This window comes from Sphingobacterium sp. IITKGP-BTPF85, from assembly GCF_001006065.1.
Classification (GTDB): domain Bacteria; phylum Bacteroidota; class Bacteroidia; order Sphingobacteriales; family Sphingobacteriaceae; genus Sphingobacterium; species Sphingobacterium anhuiense.
This window is the reverse complement of sequence record NZ_ASZT02000026.1, coordinates 27060-51994: the sequence shown is the minus strand read 5'-3', so window position 1 is coordinate 51994 and position 24935 is coordinate 27060. Positions and strand designations below refer to the sequence as shown.

The following is a 24935-nucleotide window of genomic DNA, read 5'->3' as shown; positions in this document are numbered from 1 at the left end:
AAAAATACATATACTGAGTTTATATCGACCTATTATTTTCTTTTAATAAGTTGATAAAGTGATAGATATATGTTGAATAATCCCTTTCTTGATTTTGCGGATGTTGCAGTTTATTGCGGTTAGTTGCGAACTCTATTATTTATAAACATTTCTCTCATCGTAATTATAAAAGATGAATACGTCTCAAATTGCTCTAGATAATCTTCATTTTTTTATTATGAAATATTACTTTATGATTCCCAATAACCAACTTTTTGGATTTCCGATATTATATTTGAATCACCGTAATAGCAGATTCGCTAATGATTTAAAAATTATAATCACAAATTCATGTGTTTAAACTTATTTATCTTGCGTTTTATTACCAATATAAAAAAAATAGTTGCAAAAGTTTGCCAAATAAAAATAATGTTATAACTTTGGTTTTAACATTATTTAACACATGATGTTAGACAGATATTTTTAAAATATTTGCAATCTGCCACATTGAAAAGCACCCAAGCACTATACAATCGTATTTCATTTTAAATATTAAACTTGACAAATAGTCACATGCATGAGAAAAAATGCAATCGATTGCGTAAAAGCGATTAGTGATGAAATGTTTAAAAAAGATTAAAATATTGATTTATAGTTGTTTAGTAAACGAAATTACTTAGCCAAAGTCTTTTTTTATGACTTTACACATTTAAATAAATATAAATATATGAAACAAACATTACTCAGTTTTTTTGTGGGTAGTATGATTCTGACATCGGTCGCTTTTGCTCAAGAGAAAAAGGTTGCTGGTCGCGTTGTAGGCGCTGATGGCAAGCCATTAGTTGGAGTGACAATAGTTGTAAAGGGGTCAAATCAAGCTACTCAAACCGATTCAAATGGAAACTATTCTTTTTCTGTACCTACGGGAAAGATAATCGTTTTTAAATCCTTAGGATATGGCGAAAAGACATTAATCGTTAAAGAAGGTGCTTCAACATTTAATGTTACTTTGGAAGATTCACGAGAAGAACTTAGTGAAGTTGTTGTTGTCGCTTACGGTACTGCTAAAAAAGAATCACTAACGGGTTCTGTATCATCAATAGGAGCAAAAGATTTAGAAAAAAGACCAGTAACAAATGCTTTTGCAGCTTTGGAAGGATCAGCAGCAGGTATTCAAATAAATAATACTTCGGGCATGCCTGGTGATGAGCCAAGTATTAGAATCCGCGGTTTTTCATCCTTAAATGGCTCTAATGACCCTTTATATGTAGTTGATGGTGTGCCTTTTGGTGGTGATATTTCTGATATCAATCCCAATGATGTTGAAAGTATTTCTGTATTGAAAGATGCATCTTCATCTGCTCTATACGGTAGTAGAGCAAGTAACGGTGTAATCATTATTACAACAAAAAAAGGAAAGATTGGTCGTTCTCAGGTTAATGTATCGACAGATCAAGGATTTTACTCAAGAGGAATTGCTGAATATAGCCGTGTAAATGATAGACAATTTATGGAAGCTATGTGGACAGGATACCGAAATAACCTGTTGAGCACGAACTCCAAAGCTTATCCAACAACAGAGCTAGCTAACGCTGAGGCTTCCAAGTCTTTAATTAGTAACTACCTGAAATTAAATATTTACGATAAAGAGGATAATAAATTATTTGATGAAAATGGAAAATTGGTTTCAGATGCACAAATAAAAATGGATATCGTGACGATTTAGATTGGTTTAGTGAGGTGGATCGTGTTGGGCATCGCCAAAATTATAATATTGATGGAACTACTGCAACTGATAAAGCTAAAGTATTCTATTCTACTGGATATTTAAATGAAAAGGGATATATTAAAAATTCTGGATTAAAAAGGTTTACGGGAAGATTGAATGCTGAACTCCAAGCTAAAGATTGGTTTAAATATGGTTTCAATTTAGCTGGTTCTCACCAGATTTCGGATAGAATTAGCGGTTCCACAGATGATGCTGGTTCATTTACAAATCCTTTTAACTATGCACGTTCAATTGCACCTATTTATCCAATTCATCTACATAATGCAGATGGAGGTTATGCACCAGGTCTTTTGGGAGAAAAACAGTACGATAATGGAGAATCTACACGATTGCAATATGTGGGACGCCACACAATTTGGGAAAATGAATTGAATAGCGATCAAACCATTAAAAATACAATGAACGGTAGAGCTTTTCTAGAATTTAAGTTTTTAAAGGATTTTACTTTTACGGTTAATGGTGATTTAAATGTACGTAACTCTGAGCGTCGTACCTATAATAACGCGATTATCGGTGATGGAGTAGGGCAGGGCCGTGCTGCAAGACGTACCTATAGATACAAGAATTATACAACCCAACAATTGTTAACTTGGAATAAAGATTTTGGCGCGCATCACATTGATGTATTGGCGGGTCATGAAAATTATTATGATAACATGAGTTACCTTTATGGGTATAAGACAGATGAAATCTTCGCTGGTAAACTGATATGATCAACTTTACAAAGATTACTTCTTTGTATGATTATCAAGAAGATTATCGTGTAGAAAGTTACTTGTCTCGTGCTCGATACAATTATGAAGGGAAATATTTTGCGGAAGCATCTATTAGAAGAGATGGATCTTCTCGCTTTAGTGCAGATAATCGCTGGGGTAACTTTTGGTCATTAGGCGGTAGTTGGATCGTATCGAAAGAAGATTTCTTCAAGAATGCTTTAAATACAGTAAATGACCTTAAGGTAAGAGCGTCTTATGGAGAAGTAGGAAATGATGAAAGTGCAAAAAATATGCGCATTTATCATTATATGCAATGGATCAAAATGCAAATGCAGGAGCAGTTTATAAAAGTCAGATTCCTTCACCAGACTTAATCTGGGAAACTTCTAGCTCATTTTCTGCAGCAATCGAAGCGAAATTGTTCAAACGTGCCAACTTAAGTATCGAGTATTTCAATAAACAATCAAAAAATTTGATTTTTGATCTTAATTTACCGTTATCAGCGGGGCCTAACTCAACAAGTACTGCTGTTTCAACTGTAACTAAAAACATTGGATCAATGTCTAATAGAGGTATTGAATTAACTTTCGACGTAGATGTATTAAGAGGTGAAGGTTGGAGATGGAACGTTGGTGCTAACGCGACGTGGTTGACCAACAAAATTTTAAGTTTGCCAGAGGAAAACAGAGAAAATGGCGTTATAACTGGAAACTTTAAATGGGTTGAAGGTGGCGGACGTTATGATTTTTGGATGTTTAAATATGCTGGGGTAGACCAGATGACAGGTAAATCACTCTATTTAGCAGATACAGAAAGATTTAATGTGAATGGTTCTGCGCCTGATAAGGCGGCAATACCTGCAGCCGAACTTGTTGAAATCAATGGCAAATATTATGTTACCAATGCTTCAACTTATGGTGTAAGAGACTGGTCCGGTTCGGTTATCCCAAAAATGAGCGGTAGTTTCAATACAAACTTTGAATATAAAAATTTCAGTTTATCAGCTTTATTTACCTACGCAATTGGAGGTAAAGTTTTTGACTCATCCTACAGAGATTTAATGAGTATGTCAGGAACTCCTGGAGCTTTGCACACAGATATTATGAACTCATGGTCAGGTATGCCAGAAGGAATGACTACGACATCTGAAAATAGATTAGATCCTAATGGAATTCCAGCTATCAACTTTTCACAAAGTAATATGAATAATTTTACGAGTGACCGCTTTCTTATAGACGGATCATATCTTGTTGTGAAAAATATTGCATTTGGATACCGTTTGCCAAAGCAGTTGATCAACAGAATTGATTTATCTTCAGTAACAATAGTAGCAGGAATAGAAAATTTGGCTACAATGACAAAGCGTAAAGGTATGAACCCACAACAACAATGGAACGGTATAAGTACAAATGCTTGGGTTACTCCTCGTACTGTATCTTTTGGTGTAAAAGTTGGACTATAAGAATTTAAACAATGAAAAAAATTAATTATATAAAGTTATTATTATTAGGAGTTGTCTCTCTTTCGTCTTGTAGTAAAGATTATTTAGATACACGTCCTACAGACTCTGTAGAGAAATCTGAAGTTTTTGCAACCACAAAAAGCGCTAAAGTTGCTGTAAATGGTCTTGCCAAGATGATGACACAACAATATTTAAGTAGTCAAGGTTTCAATGGTGAGGGCACAATAAAGATGTACTACGGTAACTACCCAGGTAACAATTTTTTTGTCAATCTAAGTGGTTGGGCTGATATCATTAACTCCAATTATAATCAGAACTTAACGAGTATCTATTTATATTATCCTTGGTATTATTACTATAAATTAATTTCGAACGCAAATGAAATTGTATTAAATATTGATGGTGCAGAGGGGCCAGTTGCAGAAAAACAATTTATAAAAGCTCAAGCTTTAACCTTTAGAGCATACAGCTTCATGATGTTAGCTCAAATTTATGGTAATAGATGGAGTGATTCAAACAATGGACAAACTGGCGGCTTAGTTTTAAGAACAGATGTGTCTACGGGTGATATGCCATTGTCCACTCTTGGACAGACTTATGATTTAATTTATAAGGATTTAAGCGATGCGATATCCATGTACGATGAGTCAAAATTAAACCGCGAATCAGGGAAGAACTTTCAGGTTAATAAAGATGTCGCTTATGCTATTTATGCAAGAGCAGCTTTGAATAAACAAGATTATGTAAATGCTGAAAAATTTGCTATTCTCGCTCGCGAAAATTATAAATTGATGAATAATGATGAATATAAGAGCGGATTTTATGATCCAAATGGAGAATGGATTTGGAGTAGTTATGGTGCGGCAGATGAAACATTATTCTTTTACTCATTCCAATCCTATATAGCTTATAATTCAACTGCTAGTGCTGCTAGAACAACACCAAAAATTATCAGTAGAGAGCTTTTTGATAAAATCCCTGTTTCTGATATCAGAAGAGATCTATTTTTGGATCCTAAAGGTGAGGCATATACAACAGCGACTGGTATTGCAGGTCCTGAAATGAAAGCTAGAGCGTTTCGTACATTTCCAGATTTACAATCGACAGCGGTTCCTTATGCTTATATGAATTTAAATTTAAAGCAAAAGATCTTCCTGGTGTAGGTAATCTGAATCACTTTAGAGCTGCTGAGATGTACTTGATTGAAGCTGAAGCTAAATATTTCCAAAATAAGCCGGCAACTGCGGTTCAAGCTACTTTGAATGAATTAAATTCTTCTTCTGGTAGAGATGCAAAGTATAATTGTACAAAAACAGGTGCAGAATTATTAAAGGAAATCAAATTATATCGCGCAATTGAGCTTTGGGGTGAAGGATTTGACTGGTTTGATATGAAAAGATGGGGTGATCCGATCATTCGAAACGCGCATGCAAATGGAGGAAATTTCTTGACGTCATTAGCCGTTACCATCAATCCTCAAGATAAAAATAAATGGACATGGTCTATTCCATTAAGAGAGTCAGACTATAATAAAGGCTTAGAATAAATATTACTATTAAAGCCTTGATTCAATTCAAAGCCTCCAAGAAGATTTAAGCTTTTTGGAGGCTTTTTTTATGAATATAATTTAATATTATAATATAACTGTTTATCAAGTCGTCATTGAGAATTATTTAATTCAAAATCGAGTAGCTTATTCCTTTTTTCGTATATTGTCTATACCAATATAGACTTTCATGAAAATAGGCCTCCTATTGTTGACATGTTTGCTTTTCCAAGTTGCTTTTGGGCAATCAGGATTCGTTTTGCATAAAAACAAGAAGCTAAGTTTCCCATTTATATTTGTACATAATCTCGTTATAATACCTGTAGAGGTAAATGGTTTTATGATGAATTTTCTGCTCGACACTGGAGTAAAAGAAACAATGGTCTTTGGAAAATCTCTAGGTGAAGTCGATAGTACAATCTTTAAAAATAAGTTTCAGGGTCTGGGGCGGAATACCGGTGTTGACGGTATTTTAGCGATCAATAATCATGTGGTGGTTGGTAAAAAATGGAAGATATCGATCATCCTATTTTTATATTAGATAATGAACATATTGATATTTCATCACGTATAGGCGTAGAGGTAAACGGTATATTGGGAAGTCGTTTTTTTACTGATCATAAGATTGCATTTGATTTCATAAAAAAGCGAATAACGGTGTATCCCACCGATAGCAATCCAAAATCATGGTCCAAAATGACATCCTTACCATTGGAGATAATTTCAAGTCGCCCCTATGTTGCGATCAAAATACAGCAGAATGAAGGCGAGATCGACGGTAAAGCACTTATTGATATGGGAAATAGTGATGCTGTTTTATTATTAAAAGATAAAATACAAAATTATCAAGTTCGCGCACCTTTTATAGAAGACTATATCGGTCAGGGTTTCAACGGAGAAATTTATGGACTCCGCAATCGAATCAAAAAATTGTCTTTAGGTCCGTTTACTATGTCATATCCTTTAGTCGCTTATCCGGAATTGGAATCTATACAAAATGCAAAGATGATCAATGATAGGATAGGTTCAGTTGGTAATGAACTGTTGAGACGTTTTAAAATTATTTTTGATTACCCCAATAATCAACTTTATCTAAGTAAAAATAAAAATTTTGATAAATTCTATTATCTCAATATGAGTGGTCTAGAGATTATCCATGATGGTGTCAAATGGGAAAAGGAAGAAGTTCCGGTTGCTTGAAGAAGGATGGTAGTAAGGAAGTTAATTTCGATAATAAGGTCCAATTTAAGTTTGTTTTGAAAACACTTTTTAAAATTGATATGGTCAGACCAAATTCACCTGCTCAATTGGTTGGGATTATGAAAGATGATAAAATTCTCGTTATAAATGGTAAAAAGGCAACTTCGTACTCACTGGAGGATTTAACAAACTTAATGAAATCGGAAGATGGAAAAGAGATCGTAATGAAAATAGAAAGAAATGGTGAAAAAAAGGATTTTCGATTTATTTTGAAAGATCCTCTTCCTTTTGATCATGATTAGTTTACTTTTAGCAAGTTCATAAAGAAATTCCCATTTCTTACTCTAATTATGCTCATCTCGTAATTAACCAAAATTAACGACTCGCTATTTTTTGCTATGTAAACATCTTGTTAGGTAATTGTAAGCGCTACTTTAAATCAGCCTAATACTTGGATCTCTGTGTAAATATCTTGTTATACAGACATTCGTTATGAATTGGTATTGTTTAATATTGATTAACTTTATCGAGTAATTTTTAATATTAATAAACCAAAATCAAGCCTTTTACCTTTTTTGATTCATTTATAAGTGAAATTTGTATGATTTAAGAATGACAGCAATCAAAAATGAATACTGTATTTCTAAAAGCTTTACTACTTTTAAAACCTAAAGTAGGAGCTAAATGATACAGATAGCAACTAGTAATGATTACTAAAACAATTGTATTATAATGAAAAAGAACCTTATTTTTTTAATTGCCCTATTTTTTGCACAAACCATTAGTCAAGCGCAGACTGGAAAAATCAAACACGTTGTGCTGGTTGGTTTTGATGGATTAGGTGCTTATGCAATCCCAAAAGCTGAAATGCCCACTTTGGAACAAATGATGAAAGATGGAAGCTATAGCCTTCACGTCAGAACAGTATTGCCTTCATCAAGTGCGGTGAATTGGGCATCTATGTTGATGGGAGCTGGTCCAACTATGCATGGTTTTACAGAGTGGGGAAGTAAGACGCCCGAAATCCCAGCGATAAAAACAACGAAGACTGGTCTATTTCCTTCAATTTTTAATGCAGTAGCATCTAAAAACCCTAAGGCTACTTTTGCAGTGATACACAGTTGGCCAGGTATCGGTTACCTCATTGATAAAAATATTGTCCAACAAGTGTATAATATGGAAGACAACGAGGATAAGACATTAGAAAAGGCAATTGAAGTTATAAAAAGAGATAAACCAACGCTTACTTTTGTGCATTTTGATCAACCTGATGGTGTAGGACATAACATTGGACATAATACTCCGGAATATTATGCAGAACTGAAAAATGTAGACCGTAGAATTGCGCAATTGCAACAAGCTGTTAAAGAAGCAGGAATAGAGAAAGAAACTATTTTTGTCATCTCAGCTGATCACGGCGGTATTGACAAAGGACATGGAGGTAAATCGTTAGCTGAAGTTGAAATACCTTTTATCATGACTGGTCCAGGTGTACCAAAAGGACAGCAGGTAAATCAACCAATGTTAATTTATGATATTGCACCTACATTGACCTGGTTATTGGGAGCAGAGCAAGATGAGGCTTGGAGAGGTAAGCCCATTAAAGTTTTTCAAAAATAAGGATTAAGATCACGTTCAGATTTGAGTACAAATTTGAACTCTTTTAAGTTTAATTACAATAGTAAAAAAACCATTTATTGCCATGTTTAAATATTTTCTAACAGCTATTTCTTTTCTAGTACTTATCACTTCCTGTAGGGTAAGCAATCATCCAAAGTCACATCCCTATGTGTACATTCAAAGCGACGCTCGTGAAGCTAAAAAATGGAAATTGGTTTGGGAAGATCAATTTAATGAAACCTCCATTGATACGACAAAATGGACAAGAATTTCTGCAGGTAGCGCCGATTGGAATCGCCATATGAGTACAGACGATGCCTGTTTTGCAATGGAAGATGGTAAACTGATTTTGAAGGGAATTAATAATACTGATCTGACAAAAGATCCCCGTCCATTTCTGACAGGAGGAATTTGGAGTAAAGGAAAATTCGCTTTTCAATATGGGCGAGTGGAGATCCGTGCGAAACTTGGGAGTGCTCAAGGTGCATGGCCAGCTATGTGGATGTTAGCGGAATTAGATAAATATGGAAAATATCCAAAAAATGGAGAAATCGATATTATGGAACATTTAAATTCTGATTCCATCATCTACCAAACAACACACTCCTATTATACCTTAGATTTAGGACAAAAAACAAATCCTCAACACGGCGGAACAGCTAAGATCAATGCAGGTGATTATAATGTATATGGTATAAGCTGGTATCCTGATCGAATTGTATTCCAGTTAAATGGTAAAGATACGTTTACATATCCTCGCATAGAAGGGGTTGATAAATCACAATGGCCATATGATCAGCCTTTCTTTCTATTAATTGATCAACAATTAGGCGGTAGTTGGGTTGGAAAAGTCGATCAGAAACAACTGCCAGTTGAAATGATCATTGACTGGGTTAAGGTTTATCAATAACCTATCTCAAAGATCAGATTTAATAGTACCAATGAGTAGCTTTATTTTTAGCTGACAAAAAGTTAAAATAATTAGGTTCATTACAAACAAAACAACTTAAAAGTTAATATACGATAAACTGTAAAATGAAAAAAAGTATTATCTATTGACATCCTTATTGGCACTAGGGATGGGTGTTGCAAATGCACAGTATAAAGGTCATATCTTTATCGATTCGAATGGAAATGGTCAGTTCGACAGTGGCGAACGTACTGTTGAGCATGCTGTTGTTTCCGATGGTTATCAGGTTTTGAAAACAGATGCAAATGGACAGTTCGAAATACCAGCAAATCCTGCAGCACGATTTGTATTTGTAACTGCTCCGGCTGGTTTCAAGCCTGCAAAAAGTCATTTTTTAAAAATAAGTCCTGACCGTAAAGAGTATTCAATGGGACTTATTGAGGATACTTCTCAAGATCCGGATGTTTTAAATTTTATTCAAATAACAGATACCGAAACATATTTGTATGGTCCATGGATTGAGAATGTCCGTAAATATGCTGCAAATCAAAAAAGTTCTTTGATTATGCATACCGGTGATATCTGTTATGAACCAGGCATGCGTTTTCATGCGCAGCAAGTAAATAGCCAACTGATGGGCTTACCTGTTTATTATGCTGTTGGCAATCATGATCTCGTAAAAGGAGAATATGGTGAAAAATTGTTTGGTCCGACCTATTATTCTTTTGATGCCGGTCCTGCACACTTTGTTGTTACGCCGATGTGGGGAGGCGATTATAAACCAAGTTATACAAGAGATCAAGTTATCGCATGGTTGAAGAAGGATCTAGAATTGAAGGGTAAGAATAAACCGGTTATTTTTATTAATCACGATTTTGATATCGGACCTGACTTTATTCTAAAGGGAAAGACTGAGGAAATCGATTTAAAGAAATATAAATTAAAAGCGTGGTTATTCGGTCACTGGCATAATAACTATTCTTTTGTTAATGCAAGCAGCGGTGTTCGTGTTATTAGTACAAATGCACCTAATAAGGGTGGTATCGATCATGCTGTTGGCCAGTTTCTGCATATTAAAGTTACTAAAGATGGTGTTGAAGATGTTGCTCCAAAATACAGTAATTTGTTTGATCATATTCAATTGATAGATCCGGCATTACAAAGCACTGAAAAAGGGAAAATTCCTTTCCGTGCGCAAGTATACGATAGTAATCGAGATGTAGCATCTGTCCACGTGAGAGTACTTGATAGTAAAGGCAATCAAGTAGCCTATGCACCGTTTAAACCATTATCAGATTGGTCATGGGAGACAGAACCTCTTATGAATGTAAGTAATAAAACATGTACTGCTTTTATTGAAGTCAATTACAATGATGGTACCCAGGCAACCAAAAAAGAAACTTTTGGAGTGAATGATAAAGCAAATCAGCTTCAACTTAAATGGACTGGAAACTTAGGTGGAAACACTTGGAAAGTGAGTCCATTACTTGTAGAAGGTCTCGTTTTGGGAGCAACTTTTGATGATGGTGGAAATGGTAAGTCCCAAATTGTAGCTTTAGACGAAAAGTCAGGAAAGACTAAATGGACTTTTTCAACAGCTAATTCCATCAAACAGAAACTCCGTTATGAAAATGGCATTGTTGCGGCAACTGATGTGGCAGGAAATGCCTACGCTGCGGATGCTAAAACTGGGAAGCTGATTTGGAAGAAAGAATTAAGCCAGGGACGATTACCAAGTTATGTTACAGCCGGAGCAATTTATGAAGGAGTATACTATACTGGTTACGGTTCTTATCTGACCGCTTTAGATTTAAAGACTGGTAAAGAGCTATGGAGAAATCAGGATTGGAATGGGGGAGAGGCAATGCCAGGAGAGATCATAGTAACCAAAGATCAGTTGTTTACAGGAGCTAATTGGAACAGTTTATTTGCTCATGACCGCAAGACAGGTAAATTGATGTGGAAGAAAAATGAGGATGGTCTACGTTTTAGAAGTGGTGGAGTTGCGGTAGTAGGTAATGAAGTATATGCAACTGGATTAAATACGGTATTTGTGCTAGATAGATTATCAGGAAACGTTTTACGAAAAAAGACACTTGATTATGATTTCAAAGTAATGGCAACGCTGTAATAAGTGGCGAACAATTATTACTATCGACTTCGGATAAAGGAATTGTTGCTTTGGATAAGAATACGCTGAATGAAAAATGGAATTTCACAACTGGAGAGGCTTTAATCTATACCTCATCGTATAGTTCACCCGATCAAAATAAGTTAGTTGCAACTGTAGAGGCAGCTCCGCAGCAAGTTGGAACTGACTTTGTATTTGGTGCGTCGGATGGATTTCTTTACCGTCTAGATCCACAGGGCAAATTAAAATATAAAATTAATTTAGGTGCTCCAATTTTAGCAGAGGTGCTTGTAAAAGATGATTTACTTTATGTGACAGATTTTGCTGGAAACGTATATAGTTTTCAACATTAACTAACACATTTTTGATTTTTGAAAAGGCGAACCATCAGTTCGTCTTTTCTTGTTTTAAATCTTTATTAAAATTTGCCAAATAAAAACTCTCATACAACATTTAGAGTTTAGCAAATAATAAAATAGCACATCATAGGTATTTGTAAATACGAAACAAACACTATTTATGCTTTACGACTTTTTTGCAACATAAGAAATTGTTAACATATGCTATGAAACTTCTTGTGCAAAATTTTCATTCAAGTTTGAAAGCTGATAAAACTTGGAAATGATTATACTTTTTACTAATTTATGGTTGTGCTATAATATTAATTGTTTTTGTGATAATAAAAACTTAATATGCATCAGGGTAATTATTTGTGTACTTTTGAGGTTAATTATGGAAGATAATACAATATTTAAGATCAGTAATAAAATTAAGGAAATCCGCAAGATTAACGGGGTTACCATTCAAGAAATAGCCCATAAAGCTGGTGTCAGTAAAGGGTTGATTTCTCAGATTGAAAATAACCGAACAGTTCCTTCTTTATTTGTTTTGATCAATATCATCAATGCACTTGATGTGGATTTAAATGAATTTTTTAAAGACTTTAATTCCGATAGTACATTGGGACCCATTATCGTCAAAAGGAAAGAAAATTACGAAGAGTTTGAAAAGGAACAAGCAATTGGATTTCATTATAAGCGAATATTAACCTCTTCTATTGATAGCTCTACTTTAGACATAGTCTTATTGGAACTTCTTCCAGATGCTAAACGGCCTATGGTGGAGACTGAAGCCTTTGAATATAAGTATATTTTGAGTGGTCAGGTTGAATATGTATTTAGGGATCAGGTTATTGTCCTTAATGAAGGTGATTCTATTTTCTTTAATGGACGTCTATCGCATACACCGCGAAACATCGGAAAAGATAAAGCAATCATGTTAATTGTTTACTTTTTTGAGCAGAACAAAAAATAGCGAACTCATTTAAGATCATATTATAGACTTTCTCCCATAGAAAGTCTTTTTTTGTTTTAGGCTTAATTCAATTTATTTCTATATTTGTTTACAAATACTTAACAGAAGTTTAGTAATGTGTTAATCTTTGAAGTTTACTTTTGGTTGTGGAAAAAAATCACATTTACCAAATGTCTAAATAATGGAATTAACGCAAAGATTTAAACAACGTATTAGTCAACTGGATGAACGCTCTGTTGCCATGATATTGGCACTTACAGCATTTCTTTGCTATACCTGTATGTATTCATTTAGAAAATCTTTTACTGCCGCATCTTATGATGATGCTTCAGTATGGGGAATCAATTATAAAGTCTGTTTAGTTATTACTCAGATGGTCGGGTACATGTTCTCTAAATTTATGGTATAAAATTTATTGCAGAAAGTAAGCAAAAGAATCGTGGACGCTATCTGATTATATTGATTTGTATTTCCTGGTTAAGTTTGTTAGCATTTGCTTGGTGTCCACGTCCTTGGAATATTATTTTTCTTTTATTGAATGGATTTCCTTTAGGTATGGTGTGGGGTTTGGTTTTTAGTTATCTGGAAGGTAGACGTTATACAGAAATAATGGGAGCAGTTATGGCTGTCAGTTTGATTTTTGCTTCAGGTTTGATTAAAACAGTGGGACGTTGGTTAATGGCTACTTTTCCAATTGATGAGTATTGGATGCCCTTTTGTACAGGTTTTTTATTCTTACTTCCTTTTATCGGTTGTGTCTGGTTGTTAGAGCACGCACCGGGACCAACAGAACAGGATAAAGCCTTGAGAACAGAACGAGTAGCGATGGATAGTACTAGTCGAAAAGCGTTTTTTAAAATGTTTAAACCTGGAATTTTGCTCACTGTTGTTATTTATACCATGTTGACAATTATCAGGGATGTTCGAGATAATTTTGAAATTGAAATCTGGGAAATGCTGCATGTAAAAGGCAATGGCATTTTTGCAAAAGTTGACGGTATAATTGCTTTGATTGTATTGGTACTGGTGGCATTGTTGATTGTGGTGAAAGATAATTTAAAAGCATTTAAATTGATTCACATGTTGATTATAGTAGGTTTTCTTATAGCAGGTGGTTCTACTTATCTTTTTAGCCATCAACTTATCGATGGATTAAGTTGGATGTTGCTGGTAGGGCTTGGTCTTTATTTAGCATATATCCCGTACAACGCCATCTTTTTTGAAAGGATGATTGCTACATACAAAATGAAAAGCAATATAGGTTTTGTCATGTACTTGGCAGATTCGATCGGATATTTAGGCAGCTTTATAGTTTTACTGAATAAGGAGTTATTACCTAATTCCGTGACGTGGGGAAGTTATTTCATACAATTGGTTTTTTTCGCATCTATCATCGGTGGGGGATTATCCTTACTATCTTTATATTATTTTGCGCGTAAAAAAGAAGCGATGGATAAACAGGAACAGGAGGAAGAGAAACCCTGGTGTGTGAATAGTAGTGATGTTCAAATAAGTTAATAAAAATACATAAAATGAATTTGAGTAAATATGATCTAATCGTAGTGGGAGGAGGAATCTTAGGAACTTTCCATGCCTACCATGCTTTGGTAAAAGGATTACGCATTCTACAATTGGAGAAAGATAATTATCCGGTAAGCTCAACGGTACGCAATTTTGGACAGGTTGTGCCATCAGGGATGTCTGGAAAATGGTTTGATTATGGTGTTAGAGGTTTAGAAATCTATAAGTCCATTCAAAATGAAATGGATATTTCTGTTCGCAATAATGGCAGTATCTATATTGCATCCGACGCAGATGAAGTACAGATGCTGCATGAATTAAGTGCACATTATATGCAGGTTGGATATGCGCATGAGCTATGGTCAAAAGAACAGATCTTACAGACCTATCCTATGATGAAGGACACGTATGTAAAAGAGGCTATTGTTTTTAAACAAGAGGTTAGCGTTGAACCAGATTTAATGATCCATCGCTTACATGCTTATATGCAGACTAAGTTTGAGCAGTATACATTAAAATATGATACAACTGTGATGGCTTGCGAGGATTATGCTGACTTTGTTAAAGTGACAACGAGTGATATACAACTATTCGATGCTGATAAGGTTATCATATGCAATGGATATGAATTCAAGATTCTTTATAGATCATTATTTGACGATAGTGGTTTGAAGATCAGTAAACTTCAGATGATGCGTACAAAGCCGATGAAAGATCTGCATTTACCAGGAAATATTTTAACAGGGCTTACGACAAGACGTTATGAAAGTTTCGAAGAATATTGTCCATCTTTCCATCAAATAAAAGTGCCTGAACACTATAAAGAATTGCGTGAACAAGGAATACATATCTTATTTAAGCAAGCCATAGATGGCAGTATCATTGTTGGAGATTCACATGAATATGCACAAGGTAATCAACTGGATGAATTAGGATTTGCTATTAATTCAAAGATTAATGATCTCATGTTGAATGAAGCGAATCGTATTATCACTATGGATCAGTCTATGATTGCAAGCTCATGGGCTGGATTTTATGCTCAGCATGACAATGATATTTTAGAAGTGGATATAAGTGAGCGTATTCATGTACGTACCGGAATCGGCGGAAAAGGTATGACAGCCAGTGCTGGTTATGCCGAGAAAAGCATTGCAGCGATCTTTGCATAAAAGCAAAAAATATAAGGTAGTTTTAGAGGCTTAGCATTTCGTTGCTAGGCTTTTTTTATAAAATCAAATTGAATATTGGCTTGATATCAAATATGGATTTTTATGGTACAAATAATAATATTAACTCTTTTTAAAGATATAGTTGATAATTTTTTCTTTTATAGCTATAATGATACATTTAGGGAATTAAAAAGAAGTTAACCAATTATAATGAAAAATAAGTTAGGCTATAGATTGCTTTGGGAACGTGTGCGGAATGGTGATGAACAAGCGTTTTTTGATTTATATGCCGCATTATTTAACGAATTGGTGAATTTTGGTATTCGTACATGTGGAGATGCTGATCTGGCGAGTGAAGCAACAGATGAAATTTTCGTTACCATTTGGGAAAAACGAGATCGCCTTGATCGCGTAGAAAATGTGCAGGCATACCTCATTACATTTTTAAAAAGAAAAATCCTTCGACTCTTAGAAAAACAACATAAGATACAAACTGCTTTGAGACATGTTAAGGCAGAAGATGATTGGATAGAAATTCCTTATGAAGAATTTATTATTAAGGTACAAACGAATGAATGGATCCAGATCCGCTTAAAAGAAGCACTAGAAAAATTAAGTTTTCGGCAAAAACAACTCATTCATCTTAAATTTTTTGAAGGATATTCCTATGAAAAAATAGCAGAAACCACTCAGATGACGGTGAAAACTGCTTATAATACGTTGTACGATGCCTTAAAAGTACTACGTCAAGAATTAAAAGATTTGTAAATTAGCATAATACGTGTATTTTATTTAATTGATTTACAGTTATTTGTGTTTTATTTTAAAATTTCTTTAGGAAAAAAGTACAATCCTCTGCACTCTATAATAAAGACCTAAAGAATGAGCCAAAAAGATTACAACAATATTGAAGACTTTTTAATAGATGATACTTTCCAGAAGTATTGTTCTGGAGAAAATAAATCTTGCATACAATATTGGGAGCAGTATATTGTCAATCATCCTGAGCAGTTAGAAACGATTCAACATGCTAAAAGATTATATCAAGTTCTTGTAGGCAACAAACCTGCTGTTAATGAAAGGTTAGAGCATATGAAAGCGCGCCTTAAAGAGGAGAAAAATGAACTTTCTATTTTTTCTTGGCATCTCTCTCACTTATTTCGTATTGCTGCAGTTCTCGCCCTTTTCGGTTTCGCTTACTTTTGGTATACACAATTTTATTCTAAAAGAATTGAGCCGTTGGATCAATTTGTAGCTGCCCAGATATTCGAAACTAAAAAAGGAGAGAAGAAAACATTTGATTTGCCAGATGGCACCACAATAACATTAAATTCTGATAGTAAACTGGAACTTGATAAGGATTTTAATGATCATGCACGACATGTCTATCTAACTGGAGAAGGCTTTTTTGAAGTTAAAAAAGATAAAGAGAAGCCCTTTGTCGTTTACGCGAATGATTTTGATATTTCTGTCCTTGGAACAACTTTCAATGTGAAATCCTATCCTAATGATGGAACATCTGAAGCTTTTTAGTGGAGGGATTAATTGAGATGCGGAGTAAGGGAATTAATGAGAACTCCATGATTATCAAGCCTAATCAGAAAATTATCTTATATAAAAATCAATTTATTGAGGCTAAAAAAGACCCCGCCGTTAAAAAGGAAGCGTTAAAAAGCAACGTTAAGGAAATCAAAATTCAAGATTTTTCAGTAGATGAACCTGCCGTCAGTTCTAAGGAGATTGCCTGGAAAGATAATCGATTAGAAATCATGGACCAAGATTTTGAATCATTGCGACATACCTTAGAACGATGGTACGATGTGGATATAGAGATTAAAAATAGAAATCTTGAAGATTATCGATTTACAGCGACTTTTTCAAAAGAAAATATAAACCAAGTATTAAATGCATTACAAAAAGTAGAACCTTTTAATTATGAGATATATGGAAGAAAAATAACCATTTACTAAAAAAAATAGGATGGCGGACCAACGCCATCCTTGAAAAAAAGATTAATTCTTAAGCAGCAATTCTGGAAAAACGTGCTGCTCTTTATTGAATTTTAAACCTAATACTAAAGTATGATAAAAAATTGCTTATTGCAAATGCGTAATGGCTACATTGTGCATTTTAGATTCATTATACGGATGAAACTAACCTTGATTATGAGTGCATTTGTCGTAATGAATGTTTCGGCTAATGTTTATTCCCAACAAAAAGTATCGCTTGATGTCCAAAAAACAAAATTGAGCAGAGTACTTAAAATGATTGAAGAAAAAAGTGACTATTACTTCGTCTATGGCTCAAGTAACGACAATCTGAATAAGGAGGTTTCCATGCAGATTGAGAATGGACGAGTTACGGATATTTTAGCCAAATTATTTAATAAGACTGGCCTTACATATAGTATCTCAAACGAGGGTTTGGTGGTTGTCAGCCAGCAACAGAATAAAGTTTATGAAGGTATTGTAACAGATGAAAAAGGCAACCCACTCGTGGGAGCTACAGTTCGTGTTAAAGGTTCTGCAGTCGCAAGAGCTACTGACTTAAACGGTAAGTTCTCCATTAACGCACTGACGGGAAATACACTTGTCATTTCATTTGCTGGTTATAATTCAGAGGAGCCGGTTCTGGGTAATGATACTTCTATTAAAATCGTTTTGACGGAAGATAATCGTATGCTGAATGAAGTTGTTGTGACTGCGTTGGGTATGAAAAAAGAGAAACGCTCTTTAGGTTATTCGGTTACTCAGGTTCAAGGTGAATCGTTGACGCAAGCGCGTGAAAATAATGTTGTAAATGCCTTAGTTGGGAAGGTTGCTGGTTTGGATATCGGTAGTACTTCTGGGGGAGCGGGAGCTGCGACGAATGTAACGATTCGTGGTATTTCCAGTATAAGTCAGACGAATCAACCGTTATATGTTATTAATGGTATTCCCATGGAAAATAAACCTGTAGGTGTTGGAAATGCCAATTCAAAAGGTAATTCTGGAAGCCAGTGGGACAATGCACCCGATTTAGGGGACGCGATCAGTAATATTAACCCAGATGATATTGAAAGTATTTCCGTATTAAAAGGAGCTGCGGCTTCAGCATTGTATGGTGCACGTGCTAAAGCAGGTGTAATTTTGATCACAACTAAATCTGGAAAAGGTAATTCAATTGATTTCAATAGTAACTTTGTTGGAGAACAAATAATTGACCAAACTGATTGGCAAACAATCTATGGGCAAGGGGCTAGTGGTGTAAAACCAAATAGTCAAAAAGCAGCAGCTCAAGTCGGTAGTTCCAGTTGGGGAGCAAAATTAGATGGTACACCTGTTGTTCAATTTGATGGTAAAGAAAGACCATATTCTTTACAAAAGGGGAATTTAGATCGTTTTTATAGATCAGGTAGTACTTGGACCAATACGCTTGCTCTAAACAAGAGCTTCGATGGTGGCTCGATCCGTTTATCAGCATCTGATGTTAAAAATAAATCGGTAGTTCCTAATTCTGGTTTAGATAGGCAGTCATTTAATCTGGCAGGTATGTTTGAGCCGATCAAAAGGTTGACGATTGACGCTCGTGTTAATTTGATCTATGAGCAGGTGAAAAATAGACCCATGCTTTCGGACGGTGCAGGGAATGCTAATTTTAATGCAATGTTTATTCCAACAAGTGTCAATGTAGATGACTTAAAACCGTGGAAAGATGAGCATGGTAATGAGGTTGCGTTCAATACAGGAAATGTATATGCTACTAATCCATGGTTTGCCGCTTATGAATTTCAAAATAATACAAAGCGTGATCGCTCAATAAGTTCAATAGCCGCAAAATATACGTTTATTAATGGCTTATTTATCCAAGGACGCGCAGGTAGGGATGGCTATAACGATCAATATACAAATGTATTGCCTACAGGTACAGCTTATTACGCTACTGGTAAGATTAGTGAACAGAATACAAAATTTGTTGACATTAATACAGACATATTACTTGGTAAATCATTTCAATTTGGAGATTATTCGATAACTCCCAATGTTGGAGCTGCATACCGTAATACTGAATCTCAACAGACAACCAATAACGGAGTAGATTTTGCCGTTCCATTTGTTTATACAATAAGTAATGCATTAAATAAATCGATCGCTTTGGGTTATTATCAAAATGAGATGCAGTCGGTTTATGGTACAATGGAGTTTGCTTACAAAGATGTTCTTTACTTAAATGGAAGTTTGCGGTCAGATTGGTTCTCAACTTTGGCTTCCCCTGGCAAGGATAATAAATTAAATTCTGTATATCCGTCGATCTCTACATCATTTATTTTTTCTGAATATTTAAAACCATCATGGTTAAGTTTCGGTAAGTTAAGAGCAGGTTTTGCACAAGTAGGACAAGCTACAGATCCTTTTCAAACCATGTTGACTTACGGATTAAGGAGCGAGTCTTTACAGGGTAAACCTCTTGGAATTATTTCAAATGTTAACATTCCAAATTCTTCGCTATTACCATCTACAGCAAAAGAACTTGAAATTGGTACAGAATTACGTCTTTTTAATGATCGTGTAAATTTGGATTTGACATGGTATAATAAAAAATCGAAAAATGAGATTACTTATGTAAAGGTTGCAACTACTTCAGGATATTCTGCAGCAGTTTTAAATGCTGGTGAAATGCAAAATCAGGGATTTGAAGCTTTACTTTCTGCGACAATTATTAAGAATGATCACTTTAAATGGGTGTCAACTTTAAATGGATCTTTTAATGATAATAAAGTACTTTCTTTAGCGGATGGTATTGATGAGAGTAATCCATTAACGATTGCAACTTCTCGTTCAGGAGTAGGTTTTACTTCAATCATTGTCGGTAAATCTATTCATCAGGTAATGGCCTTTGATAATAAATACGATGCAAATGGGAATATCGTTTTACTGGATGATGATGCCAAATCACCTGCTCGAGGTGATTTGGAAGCCTATGGGTCTGCTATGAATAAATGGTTTGCAGGCTGGAATAATGAATTCAGTTATAAAAATTTAAATGTTTCGTTCTTGATTGATGGAAAATGGGGCGGTAAATTGTTTTCAGCAACTAATTATTATGGATATATCAATGGATTACATCAAGCAACATTGGATAATCGTGAATCTTTAGGGACAAATGCAGCGGCCTATTATACGAATGTTGCAAATAACGTTTCAAAAAACTTTGTTCAAAGTTCAGATTTTATAAAATTGAGACAAGTTGTAATTGGTTATAATTTCCCTGTTAAAATGTTCAATAATAGAATTAAATCCCTTAATGTTAGTGCTGTAGGCCGTAACTTATTTGTGCTGATGAAGAAAACGGATAATATTGATCCTGAATCAAGTTACAATGCAACATTTCCTGGTTTGGAGTTAGGTGGAGTACCTGCAGTACGGACGTTTGGTGCTAATTTAAGTGTTAAATTTTAATGAAGTTTACAATGAGAAAAATATTTAAACCAATTATATCGGGTTTAGCAGTTACACTATTGCTAAGTGCAGGAAGTTGTACAAAAGATTTTGAAAAAATCAACACGGATCCCAATGCATATACCAATGAGAATTTTAATCCTAATTATTTGCTATCAACGTCACAGTTGACCTATACAGGAAGTACCGATTTCGCTTACGATACTTGGAGAGCAAATTTAATTTATGCGTCTACAATGATGCAAGGTTTTTCTACAGTGGTGAGTTATTGGGCTGGAGATAAATATATTTTGAATGAAGCATATACAACGGCTTATTGGGGTACATCTGCTGTCGGCGCTTATTCTGAGCAAGTTCGTAATATTGTTGATCTGGTATACAATACAAAAGGAAAACCGGAATATAACAATTTGCATCAAATAGCAAGAATCTGGAAAGCTTTAATTTTTGCAAGACTGACAGATTTGTATGGAGATATTCCTTATTCAGAAGCAGGTCTGGGTTATCATGATAAAATATATACACCAAAATATGATAAGCAACAAGATATTTATAATGATCTTTTAAAGGAAGTAGATGAAGCTACCAATGCATTAACAGCTTCTAGTGAAAATTTAGTCGGAGATGTAATATATAGAGGTGATATTAATAAATGGAAGAAGTTTGGAAATTCATTTATATTACGTCTAGCAATGCGTCTAATTAAGGTCGATGAAAACAAAGCAAAAGAATATGCGAATAAAGTTATTAATAAGACCATGACGTCTAATGATGACAATGCTTATCTAAAACATGAAACTTCTGGTGCACGCGTCACTCAAAATAGAAATAGCCAAGTGTTATTAGGTGATGGAGGGCAAGAGCATTTTTATACTAAATGGTCCAAGACCTTTATCAATTTCTTGAAAAAATCAAATGATCCAAGACTGGCTAAAATAGCTGTTACTAAATTATATTTATCTGACGGGAATAAAGATCAAAATGCAAGTTTTATTACTGATCCAGCAAAACAGAAAGGAATGCCTAATGGTAAAGATTTAGGTGCTAAACCAGAATACAATATTGCAAGTGACCCGAATTTTACAAAAATGGATGAATACTCTTCGGCTCACCCTGAAATGATCAAAAGAGAGGCACCTACATTTATTCTAACATATGCTGAAACAGAACTTCTATGGGCCGAGGCAGCTCAGAGATGGAGTATAGGCGGTAGTGCATCACAGCATTATAAAAATGGAGTTAAAGCGGGACTTACATATTTAAATCAGTATAGTTCAACATTAGGCATTTCTGAAGCAGAGGCAGAAGAGTACATTGTAAAAAATCCTTTCAATGCAAATGATGCACTTAACCAAATTAATTCCCAATATTGGGCACATACTATCACAATGCTCGATTTTTATGAAACTTGGAGTAATTGGAGAAGAACAGGATATCCTATTTTAATTTCTATAGGTAATTATCCTGGAAATGCTACAGGAGGAACTATCCCGAGAAGATTTCCTTACCCAGTAATGGAGGCAGCGGAGAATCCGGAAAATTATAAAGCAGCTTCAAATGCAGTAACTGGTGGAGATAAATTGACAGGCCGTGTTTGGTGGGATAAGTAATTTCTTGCATCTTTAACAGAGATCAGATGCGACAACTTTGATCTCTGTTAAAATAAAAAACCATTTTATGAAAAACCTAATAAATCAAAAGTTAATCATTTTGTCATTTGTTGCTGCATGTTCATCATGTGCGCCAAAGTCTGATAAACCTGCAGAAAATATACAAAATATTGCAGGAACCTATCGTTTACTTGAAAGTAAAACCATAAAAGGAACAGACACGATTCTTGCTTTTACAGATGCATCAAAAACAGAGATGTTTAAGATGTTTAATGGAGATCACTTTTCTTTTTTTAATCACGATAAAGAGAAAGGGAAAGGAAAAGAACCATTATTTGTCTCGGGAGGAGGTACATATACACTAATTGGTAATAAATATAAAGAACATTTACAGTATTGCAGCATGCGCGACTGGGAAAATAATACTTTTGATTTTGAGCTAACTCAAAAGGAGATACACTTATTCAAAAAGGTGAAGAAAATCTTCCAGAATTAGGTGTTAAACAAATAATAATTGAAACCTATATCAAGCTTAAATAGCCCATTTTAATTATCAGGTTGGTAATCGTATTTAAAATTGCTACTTATTAAAAAACAAAGCCTTTCGCAATATTTCCGAAAGCTTTGTTGTATCTCATTAAGTGGGCACTATTTTCTCTTTTCCATACGAACTAAATATTGGTCGTGTTCATCTTCAAATAGAATTTGTACTACCCAGTTTAATTCATGTGCAATTTTAATGAGCATCTTTTGATCCAGATATAACCACTTGAATTTGTCCCCAAAATTTCCCTGATATTGATATTGATAATTTATCTCTCCAAAATAGTGATCAGGTCGTTTTATTTTATATTCCTCATAAAGATACTCGATGTTTGACGTATCAAAGATAAGCTGTCCACGATCTGTCAATATGGATTCAGCATGAATCAAAAGGTTTTTAAAGCCTTCTATATCGCCTGCTAATCCAATTCCATTCATCAAGAACAAGAGCGTATCATATTTATGATCTTTGAATTGATAAAAATCGTTATGATGTATTTTTTGAACTCCTCTCTGTTGCATGATCTGACAGGCTATGTTTGATACTTCAAGTGCTTCAACGTCAAAGTTTTTGTTTTGCAAATACAACGTGTGACAACCTACGCCAGCGCCCACATCTAAAACACGTCCATCACATAGGGAAAGCGCAATAAATTCCAGTTCAGGAATCTCGTCTTCGTCGCGAAAAAATATATCAACGGGCATTTCTTCAATATCACCATAACTACTGTGTAACAGTAGAGGCGCTACCTCTTTTTGATGAATGTAATAATCGTTTAAGGCTTCGCCGTAAATATCTCTAGTCATGTATCATTAATATTTGTTTTGCTAATTTGATAGTCGCTGGATCTCCAGTGTTCTTTTTGGGTTCATCCGATAATTTAATTACCTGCGTCCATTCATCATCTTCTGGTTGTGTTTCAGTCATTTTAATCACTATATTCATTTGTGTCAGGCCAACATCATTAGTGAAGTTCGTACCTACTCCAAATGAATGTCCAATTTTGCCTTTACAATACTGCGTTATATGAGCCACTTTATCATAATCTAAACCGTCCGAAAATATGATGGTTTTCGATAAAGGATCGATTCCCTTATTGACATAATGTGAAATGATTTTTTCAGCGAACTCTATAGGATCTCCGCTGTCATGTCGTACACCATCAAATAATTTGGTGAGTTTTTTGTCAAATTGCCTAAAGAATACTTCTGTTGTGTACGTGTCAGATAGCGCGATACCCAAGTCACCTCTGTATACATCGGCCCAATGTTCAAGACCTAGCAAATTTGCCATTTTATAACCATACTTGGCTGCATGAAACATAAACCATTCATGAGCATGTGTGCCAATAGGTTTAATTTGATATTGCATAGCAAGAAGAACATTACTCGTTCCAATAAAAGTACCAGCCCCATATTCTTTTAATGTTTCTACGACAAGTTTGTGAACCTGAAAAGAATGTCTTCTCCTTGTACCAAAATCTGCGATTGTAATATTTAATTTCTTATATTTTTCAATTTTAGTTTTAGCATCATCAATAACCTGTTCATTCGTTAAGCGCTTCTGTTCAGTTATTTCGTAATAAAGTTCACATATTAAAGCCATGATCGGAACTTCCCATAGAATGGTACGGTACCAATATCCTTCAATTTTAACTTCTAAATCTTCGCCATTTTGAATAATACTGATCTCATCAGGATCATAGCGATAGCCCTGTAAGAAGTCAAAGTAAGTAGGGTCAATATATGGGCAATTTTGAGCAAAAAATGTTTTTTCAGCTTTGCTCAATTTTAGATTTGCCATCGCATCGATTGCCTCTCTTAGTTTTTTATCAAATCCTAGTGGAAATTTATGTTGACCGCGATTAATGAATTGGTATCGAGCCTTTGCTTTTGGAAATAACTTGACAACAGCATATTGCATCGTGAACTTATAAAAGTCGTTGTCTAGTATGGATGTTAGTTGAGCCATTGGCCTCTTAATATA

23 protein-coding genes and 1 pseudogene are annotated in these 24935 nt (G+C 34.6%); 22 read left to right on the top strand and 2 right to left on the bottom strand.

What is annotated here, in order from left to right; translation table 11 throughout:
- Positions 1-706 precede the first annotated feature (706 nt).
- The 22 genes and pseudogenes from L950_RS32395 (at position 707) to L950_RS07475 (ending at position 22901) form a co-directional block, all read left to right on the top strand.
- The gene (locus L950_RS32395) at positions 707-1705 is read left to right on the top strand and encodes a TonB-dependent receptor plug domain-containing protein (protein ID WP_231576966.1); all 999 of its coding nucleotides are present in this window, start codon (positions 707-709) and stop codon (positions 1703-1705) included.
- 14 nt (positions 1706-1719) lie between these two features.
- A complete protein-coding gene (locus L950_RS32390; protein WP_231576965.1) occupies positions 1720-2481 on the top strand; it encodes a hypothetical protein in 762 nt (253 codons plus the stop codon).
- Positions 2478-2858: a TonB-dependent receptor gene (locus L950_RS35145; protein WP_262507018.1), complete on the top strand. Its 381-nt coding sequence runs from the start codon at positions 2478-2480 to the stop codon at positions 2856-2858. Before L950_RS32390 ends, L950_RS35145 begins: the two co-directional genes overlap by 4 nt.
- Positions 2798-3946 carry a TonB-dependent receptor domain-containing protein gene (locus tag L950_RS32385; protein WP_262507017.1) on the top strand — a complete coding sequence of 383 codons (1149 nt, stop codon included), beginning with the start codon at positions 2798-2800 and terminating at the stop codon, positions 3944-3946. Before L950_RS35145 ends, L950_RS32385 begins: the two co-directional genes overlap by 61 nt.
- 11 nt (positions 3947-3957) lie before the next feature.
- On the top strand, positions 3958-5109 hold the full coding sequence (locus L950_RS07540; RefSeq protein WP_231576964.1) for a RagB/SusD family nutrient uptake outer membrane protein: 1152 nt from the start codon (positions 3958-3960) through the stop codon (positions 5107-5109).
- Between the two features lie 29 nt (positions 5110-5138).
- Positions 5139-5492: a RagB/SusD family nutrient uptake outer membrane protein gene (locus tag L950_RS32380; protein ID WP_031287111.1), complete on the top strand. Its 354-nt coding sequence runs from the start codon at positions 5139-5141 to the stop codon at positions 5490-5492.
- A 340-nt stretch (positions 5493-5832) separates the two neighbouring features.
- Entirely contained in the window at positions 5833-6033 is a 201-nt protein-coding gene (locus L950_RS29685) for a hypothetical protein (RefSeq protein WP_197086303.1), read from the top strand.
- A complete protein-coding gene (locus tag L950_RS26130; protein ID WP_052764351.1) occupies positions 6000-6692 on the top strand; it encodes a hypothetical protein in 693 nt (230 codons plus the stop codon). The genes L950_RS29685 and L950_RS26130 overlap by 34 nt, the downstream gene beginning before the upstream one ends.
- The gene (locus L950_RS26125) at positions 6689-6994 is read left to right on the top strand and encodes a PDZ domain-containing protein (RefSeq protein WP_197086302.1); all 306 of its coding nucleotides are present in this window, start codon (positions 6689-6691) and stop codon (positions 6992-6994) included. The genes L950_RS26130 and L950_RS26125 overlap by 4 nt, the downstream gene beginning before the upstream one ends.
- A 430-nt stretch (positions 6995-7424) precedes the next feature.
- Positions 7425-8312: an alkaline phosphatase gene (locus L950_RS07525; protein WP_021188185.1), complete on the top strand. Its 888-nt coding sequence runs from the start codon at positions 7425-7427 to the stop codon at positions 8310-8312.
- An 82-nt stretch (positions 8313-8394) separates the two neighbouring features.
- A complete protein-coding gene (locus tag L950_RS07520; RefSeq protein WP_021188184.1) occupies positions 8395-9222 on the top strand; it encodes a glycoside hydrolase family 16 protein in 828 nt (275 codons plus the stop codon).
- Positions 9223-9367: 145 nt separating this feature from the next.
- Positions 9368-11353, top strand: coding sequence for a PQQ-binding-like beta-propeller repeat protein (locus L950_RS07515; protein WP_231576963.1), 1986 nt, complete (start codon positions 9368-9370; stop codon positions 11351-11353).
- A gap of 50 nt (positions 11354-11403) precedes the next feature.
- On the top strand, positions 11404-11706 hold the full coding sequence (locus L950_RS32375) for a PQQ-binding-like beta-propeller repeat protein (RefSeq protein WP_231576962.1): 303 nt from the start codon (positions 11404-11406) through the stop codon (positions 11704-11706).
- A gap of 379 nt (positions 11707-12085) precedes the next feature.
- The gene (locus L950_RS07510) at positions 12086-12667 is read left to right on the top strand and encodes a helix-turn-helix domain-containing protein (protein WP_021188183.1); all 582 of its coding nucleotides are present in this window, start codon (positions 12086-12088) and stop codon (positions 12665-12667) included.
- 181 nt (positions 12668-12848) lie between these two features.
- Positions 12849-14185 (top strand): annotated as a pseudogene (locus tag L950_RS07505) (DUF5690 family protein).
- Between the two features lie 14 nt (positions 14186-14199).
- Positions 14200-15357, top strand: coding sequence for a TIGR03364 family FAD-dependent oxidoreductase (locus L950_RS07500; protein ID WP_031287108.1), 1158 nt, complete (start codon positions 14200-14202; stop codon positions 15355-15357).
- Between the two features lie 210 nt (positions 15358-15567).
- Complete coding sequence (locus tag L950_RS07495; protein WP_021188179.1) at positions 15568-16125, top strand: RNA polymerase sigma factor; 558 nt, start codon at positions 15568-15570, stop codon at positions 16123-16125.
- A gap of 114 nt (positions 16126-16239) precedes the next feature.
- Positions 16240-16890 carry a FecR family protein gene (locus L950_RS32370; RefSeq protein WP_021188178.1) on the top strand — a complete coding sequence of 217 codons (651 nt, stop codon included), beginning with the start codon at positions 16240-16242 and terminating at the stop codon, positions 16888-16890.
- On the top strand, positions 16890-17327 hold the full coding sequence (locus L950_RS32365) for a FecR family protein (protein WP_021188177.1): 438 nt from the start codon (positions 16890-16892) through the stop codon (positions 17325-17327). Before L950_RS32370 ends, L950_RS32365 begins: the two co-directional genes overlap by 1 nt.
- Positions 17328-17462: 135 nt before the next feature.
- Positions 17463-20795, top strand: coding sequence for a SusC/RagA family TonB-linked outer membrane protein (locus L950_RS07485; RefSeq protein ID WP_206368716.1), 3333 nt, complete (start codon positions 17463-17465; stop codon positions 20793-20795).
- An 11-nt stretch (positions 20796-20806) separates the two neighbouring features.
- Positions 20807-22405 (top strand): SusD/RagB family nutrient-binding outer membrane lipoprotein, encoded by a 1599-nt coding sequence (locus tag L950_RS07480; RefSeq protein ID WP_031287104.1) that lies wholly within the window; start codon positions 20807-20809, stop codon positions 22403-22405.
- 67 nt (positions 22406-22472) lie between these two features.
- Entirely contained in the window at positions 22473-22901 is a 429-nt protein-coding gene (locus tag L950_RS07475; RefSeq protein ID WP_231576960.1) for a hypothetical protein, read from the top strand.
- Positions 22902-23053: 152 nt separating this feature from the next.
- Here the strand turns inward: L950_RS07475 and L950_RS07470 are convergent, their stop codons facing one another.
- The gene (locus L950_RS07470; protein WP_021188174.1) at positions 23054-23755 is read right to left on the bottom strand and encodes a class I SAM-dependent methyltransferase; all 702 of its coding nucleotides are present in this window, start codon (positions 23753-23755) and stop codon (positions 23054-23056) included.
- Positions 23748-24920 carry a nicotinate phosphoribosyltransferase gene (pncB, locus tag L950_RS07465; protein WP_031287103.1) on the bottom strand — a complete coding sequence of 391 codons (1173 nt, stop codon included), beginning with the start codon at positions 24918-24920 and terminating at the stop codon, positions 23748-23750. Before pncB ends, L950_RS07470 begins: the two co-directional genes overlap by 8 nt.
- Positions 24921-24935 lie beyond the last annotated feature (15 nt).

What these genes read in the sequence shown, in the direction of transcription:
- L950_RS07510 (WP_021188183.1), top strand. Translation starts at nt 12,086, where the DNA reads ATGGAAGATAATACAATATTTAAGATCAGTAATAAAATTAAGGAAATC.
- L950_RS07525 (WP_021188185.1), top strand. Translation starts at nt 7,425, where the DNA reads ATGAAAAAGAACCTTATTTTTTTAATTGCCCTATTTTTTGCACAAACC.
- L950_RS26130 (WP_052764351.1), top strand. Translation starts at nt 6,000, where the DNA reads ATGGAAGATATCGATCATCCTATTTTTATATTAGATAATGAACATATT.
- L950_RS07480 (WP_031287104.1), top strand. Translation starts at nt 20,807, where the DNA reads ATGAGAAAAATATTTAAACCAATTATATCGGGTTTAGCAGTTACACTA.
- L950_RS35145 (WP_262507018.1), top strand. Translation starts at nt 2,478, where the DNA reads ATGATCAACTTTACAAAGATTACTTCTTTGTATGATTATCAAGAAGAT.
- L950_RS07470 (WP_021188174.1), bottom strand. Translation starts at nt 23,755, where the DNA reads ATGACTAGAGATATTTACGGCGAAGCCTTAAACGATTATTACATTCAT.
- L950_RS07475 (WP_231576960.1), top strand. Translation starts at nt 22,473, where the DNA reads ATGAAAAACCTAATAAATCAAAAGTTAATCATTTTGTCATTTGTTGCT.
- pncB (WP_031287103.1), bottom strand. Translation starts at nt 24,920, where the DNA reads ATGGCTCAACTAACATCCATACTAGACAACGACTTTTATAAGTTCACG.
- L950_RS29685 (WP_197086303.1), top strand. Translation starts at nt 5,833, where the DNA reads ATGATGAATTTTCTGCTCGACACTGGAGTAAAAGAAACAATGGTCTTT.
- L950_RS32380 (WP_031287111.1), top strand. Translation starts at nt 5,139, where the DNA reads ATGTACTTGATTGAAGCTGAAGCTAAATATTTCCAAAATAAGCCGGCA.
- L950_RS32385 (WP_262507017.1), top strand. Translation starts at nt 2,798, where the DNA reads ATGGATCAAAATGCAAATGCAGGAGCAGTTTATAAAAGTCAGATTCCT.
- L950_RS32395 (WP_231576966.1), top strand. Translation starts at nt 707, where the DNA reads ATGAAACAAACATTACTCAGTTTTTTTGTGGGTAGTATGATTCTGACA.
- L950_RS07540 (WP_231576964.1), top strand. Translation starts at nt 3,958, where the DNA reads ATGAAAAAAATTAATTATATAAAGTTATTATTATTAGGAGTTGTCTCT.
- L950_RS07485 (WP_206368716.1), top strand. Translation starts at nt 17,463, where the DNA reads ATGCGTAATGGCTACATTGTGCATTTTAGATTCATTATACGGATGAAA.
- L950_RS07495 (WP_021188179.1), top strand. Translation starts at nt 15,568, where the DNA reads ATGAAAAATAAGTTAGGCTATAGATTGCTTTGGGAACGTGTGCGGAAT.
- L950_RS32370 (WP_021188178.1), top strand. Translation starts at nt 16,240, where the DNA reads ATGAGCCAAAAAGATTACAACAATATTGAAGACTTTTTAATAGATGAT.
- L950_RS07520 (WP_021188184.1), top strand. Translation starts at nt 8,395, where the DNA reads ATGTTTAAATATTTTCTAACAGCTATTTCTTTTCTAGTACTTATCACT.
- L950_RS07500 (WP_031287108.1), top strand. Translation starts at nt 14,200, where the DNA reads ATGAATTTGAGTAAATATGATCTAATCGTAGTGGGAGGAGGAATCTTA.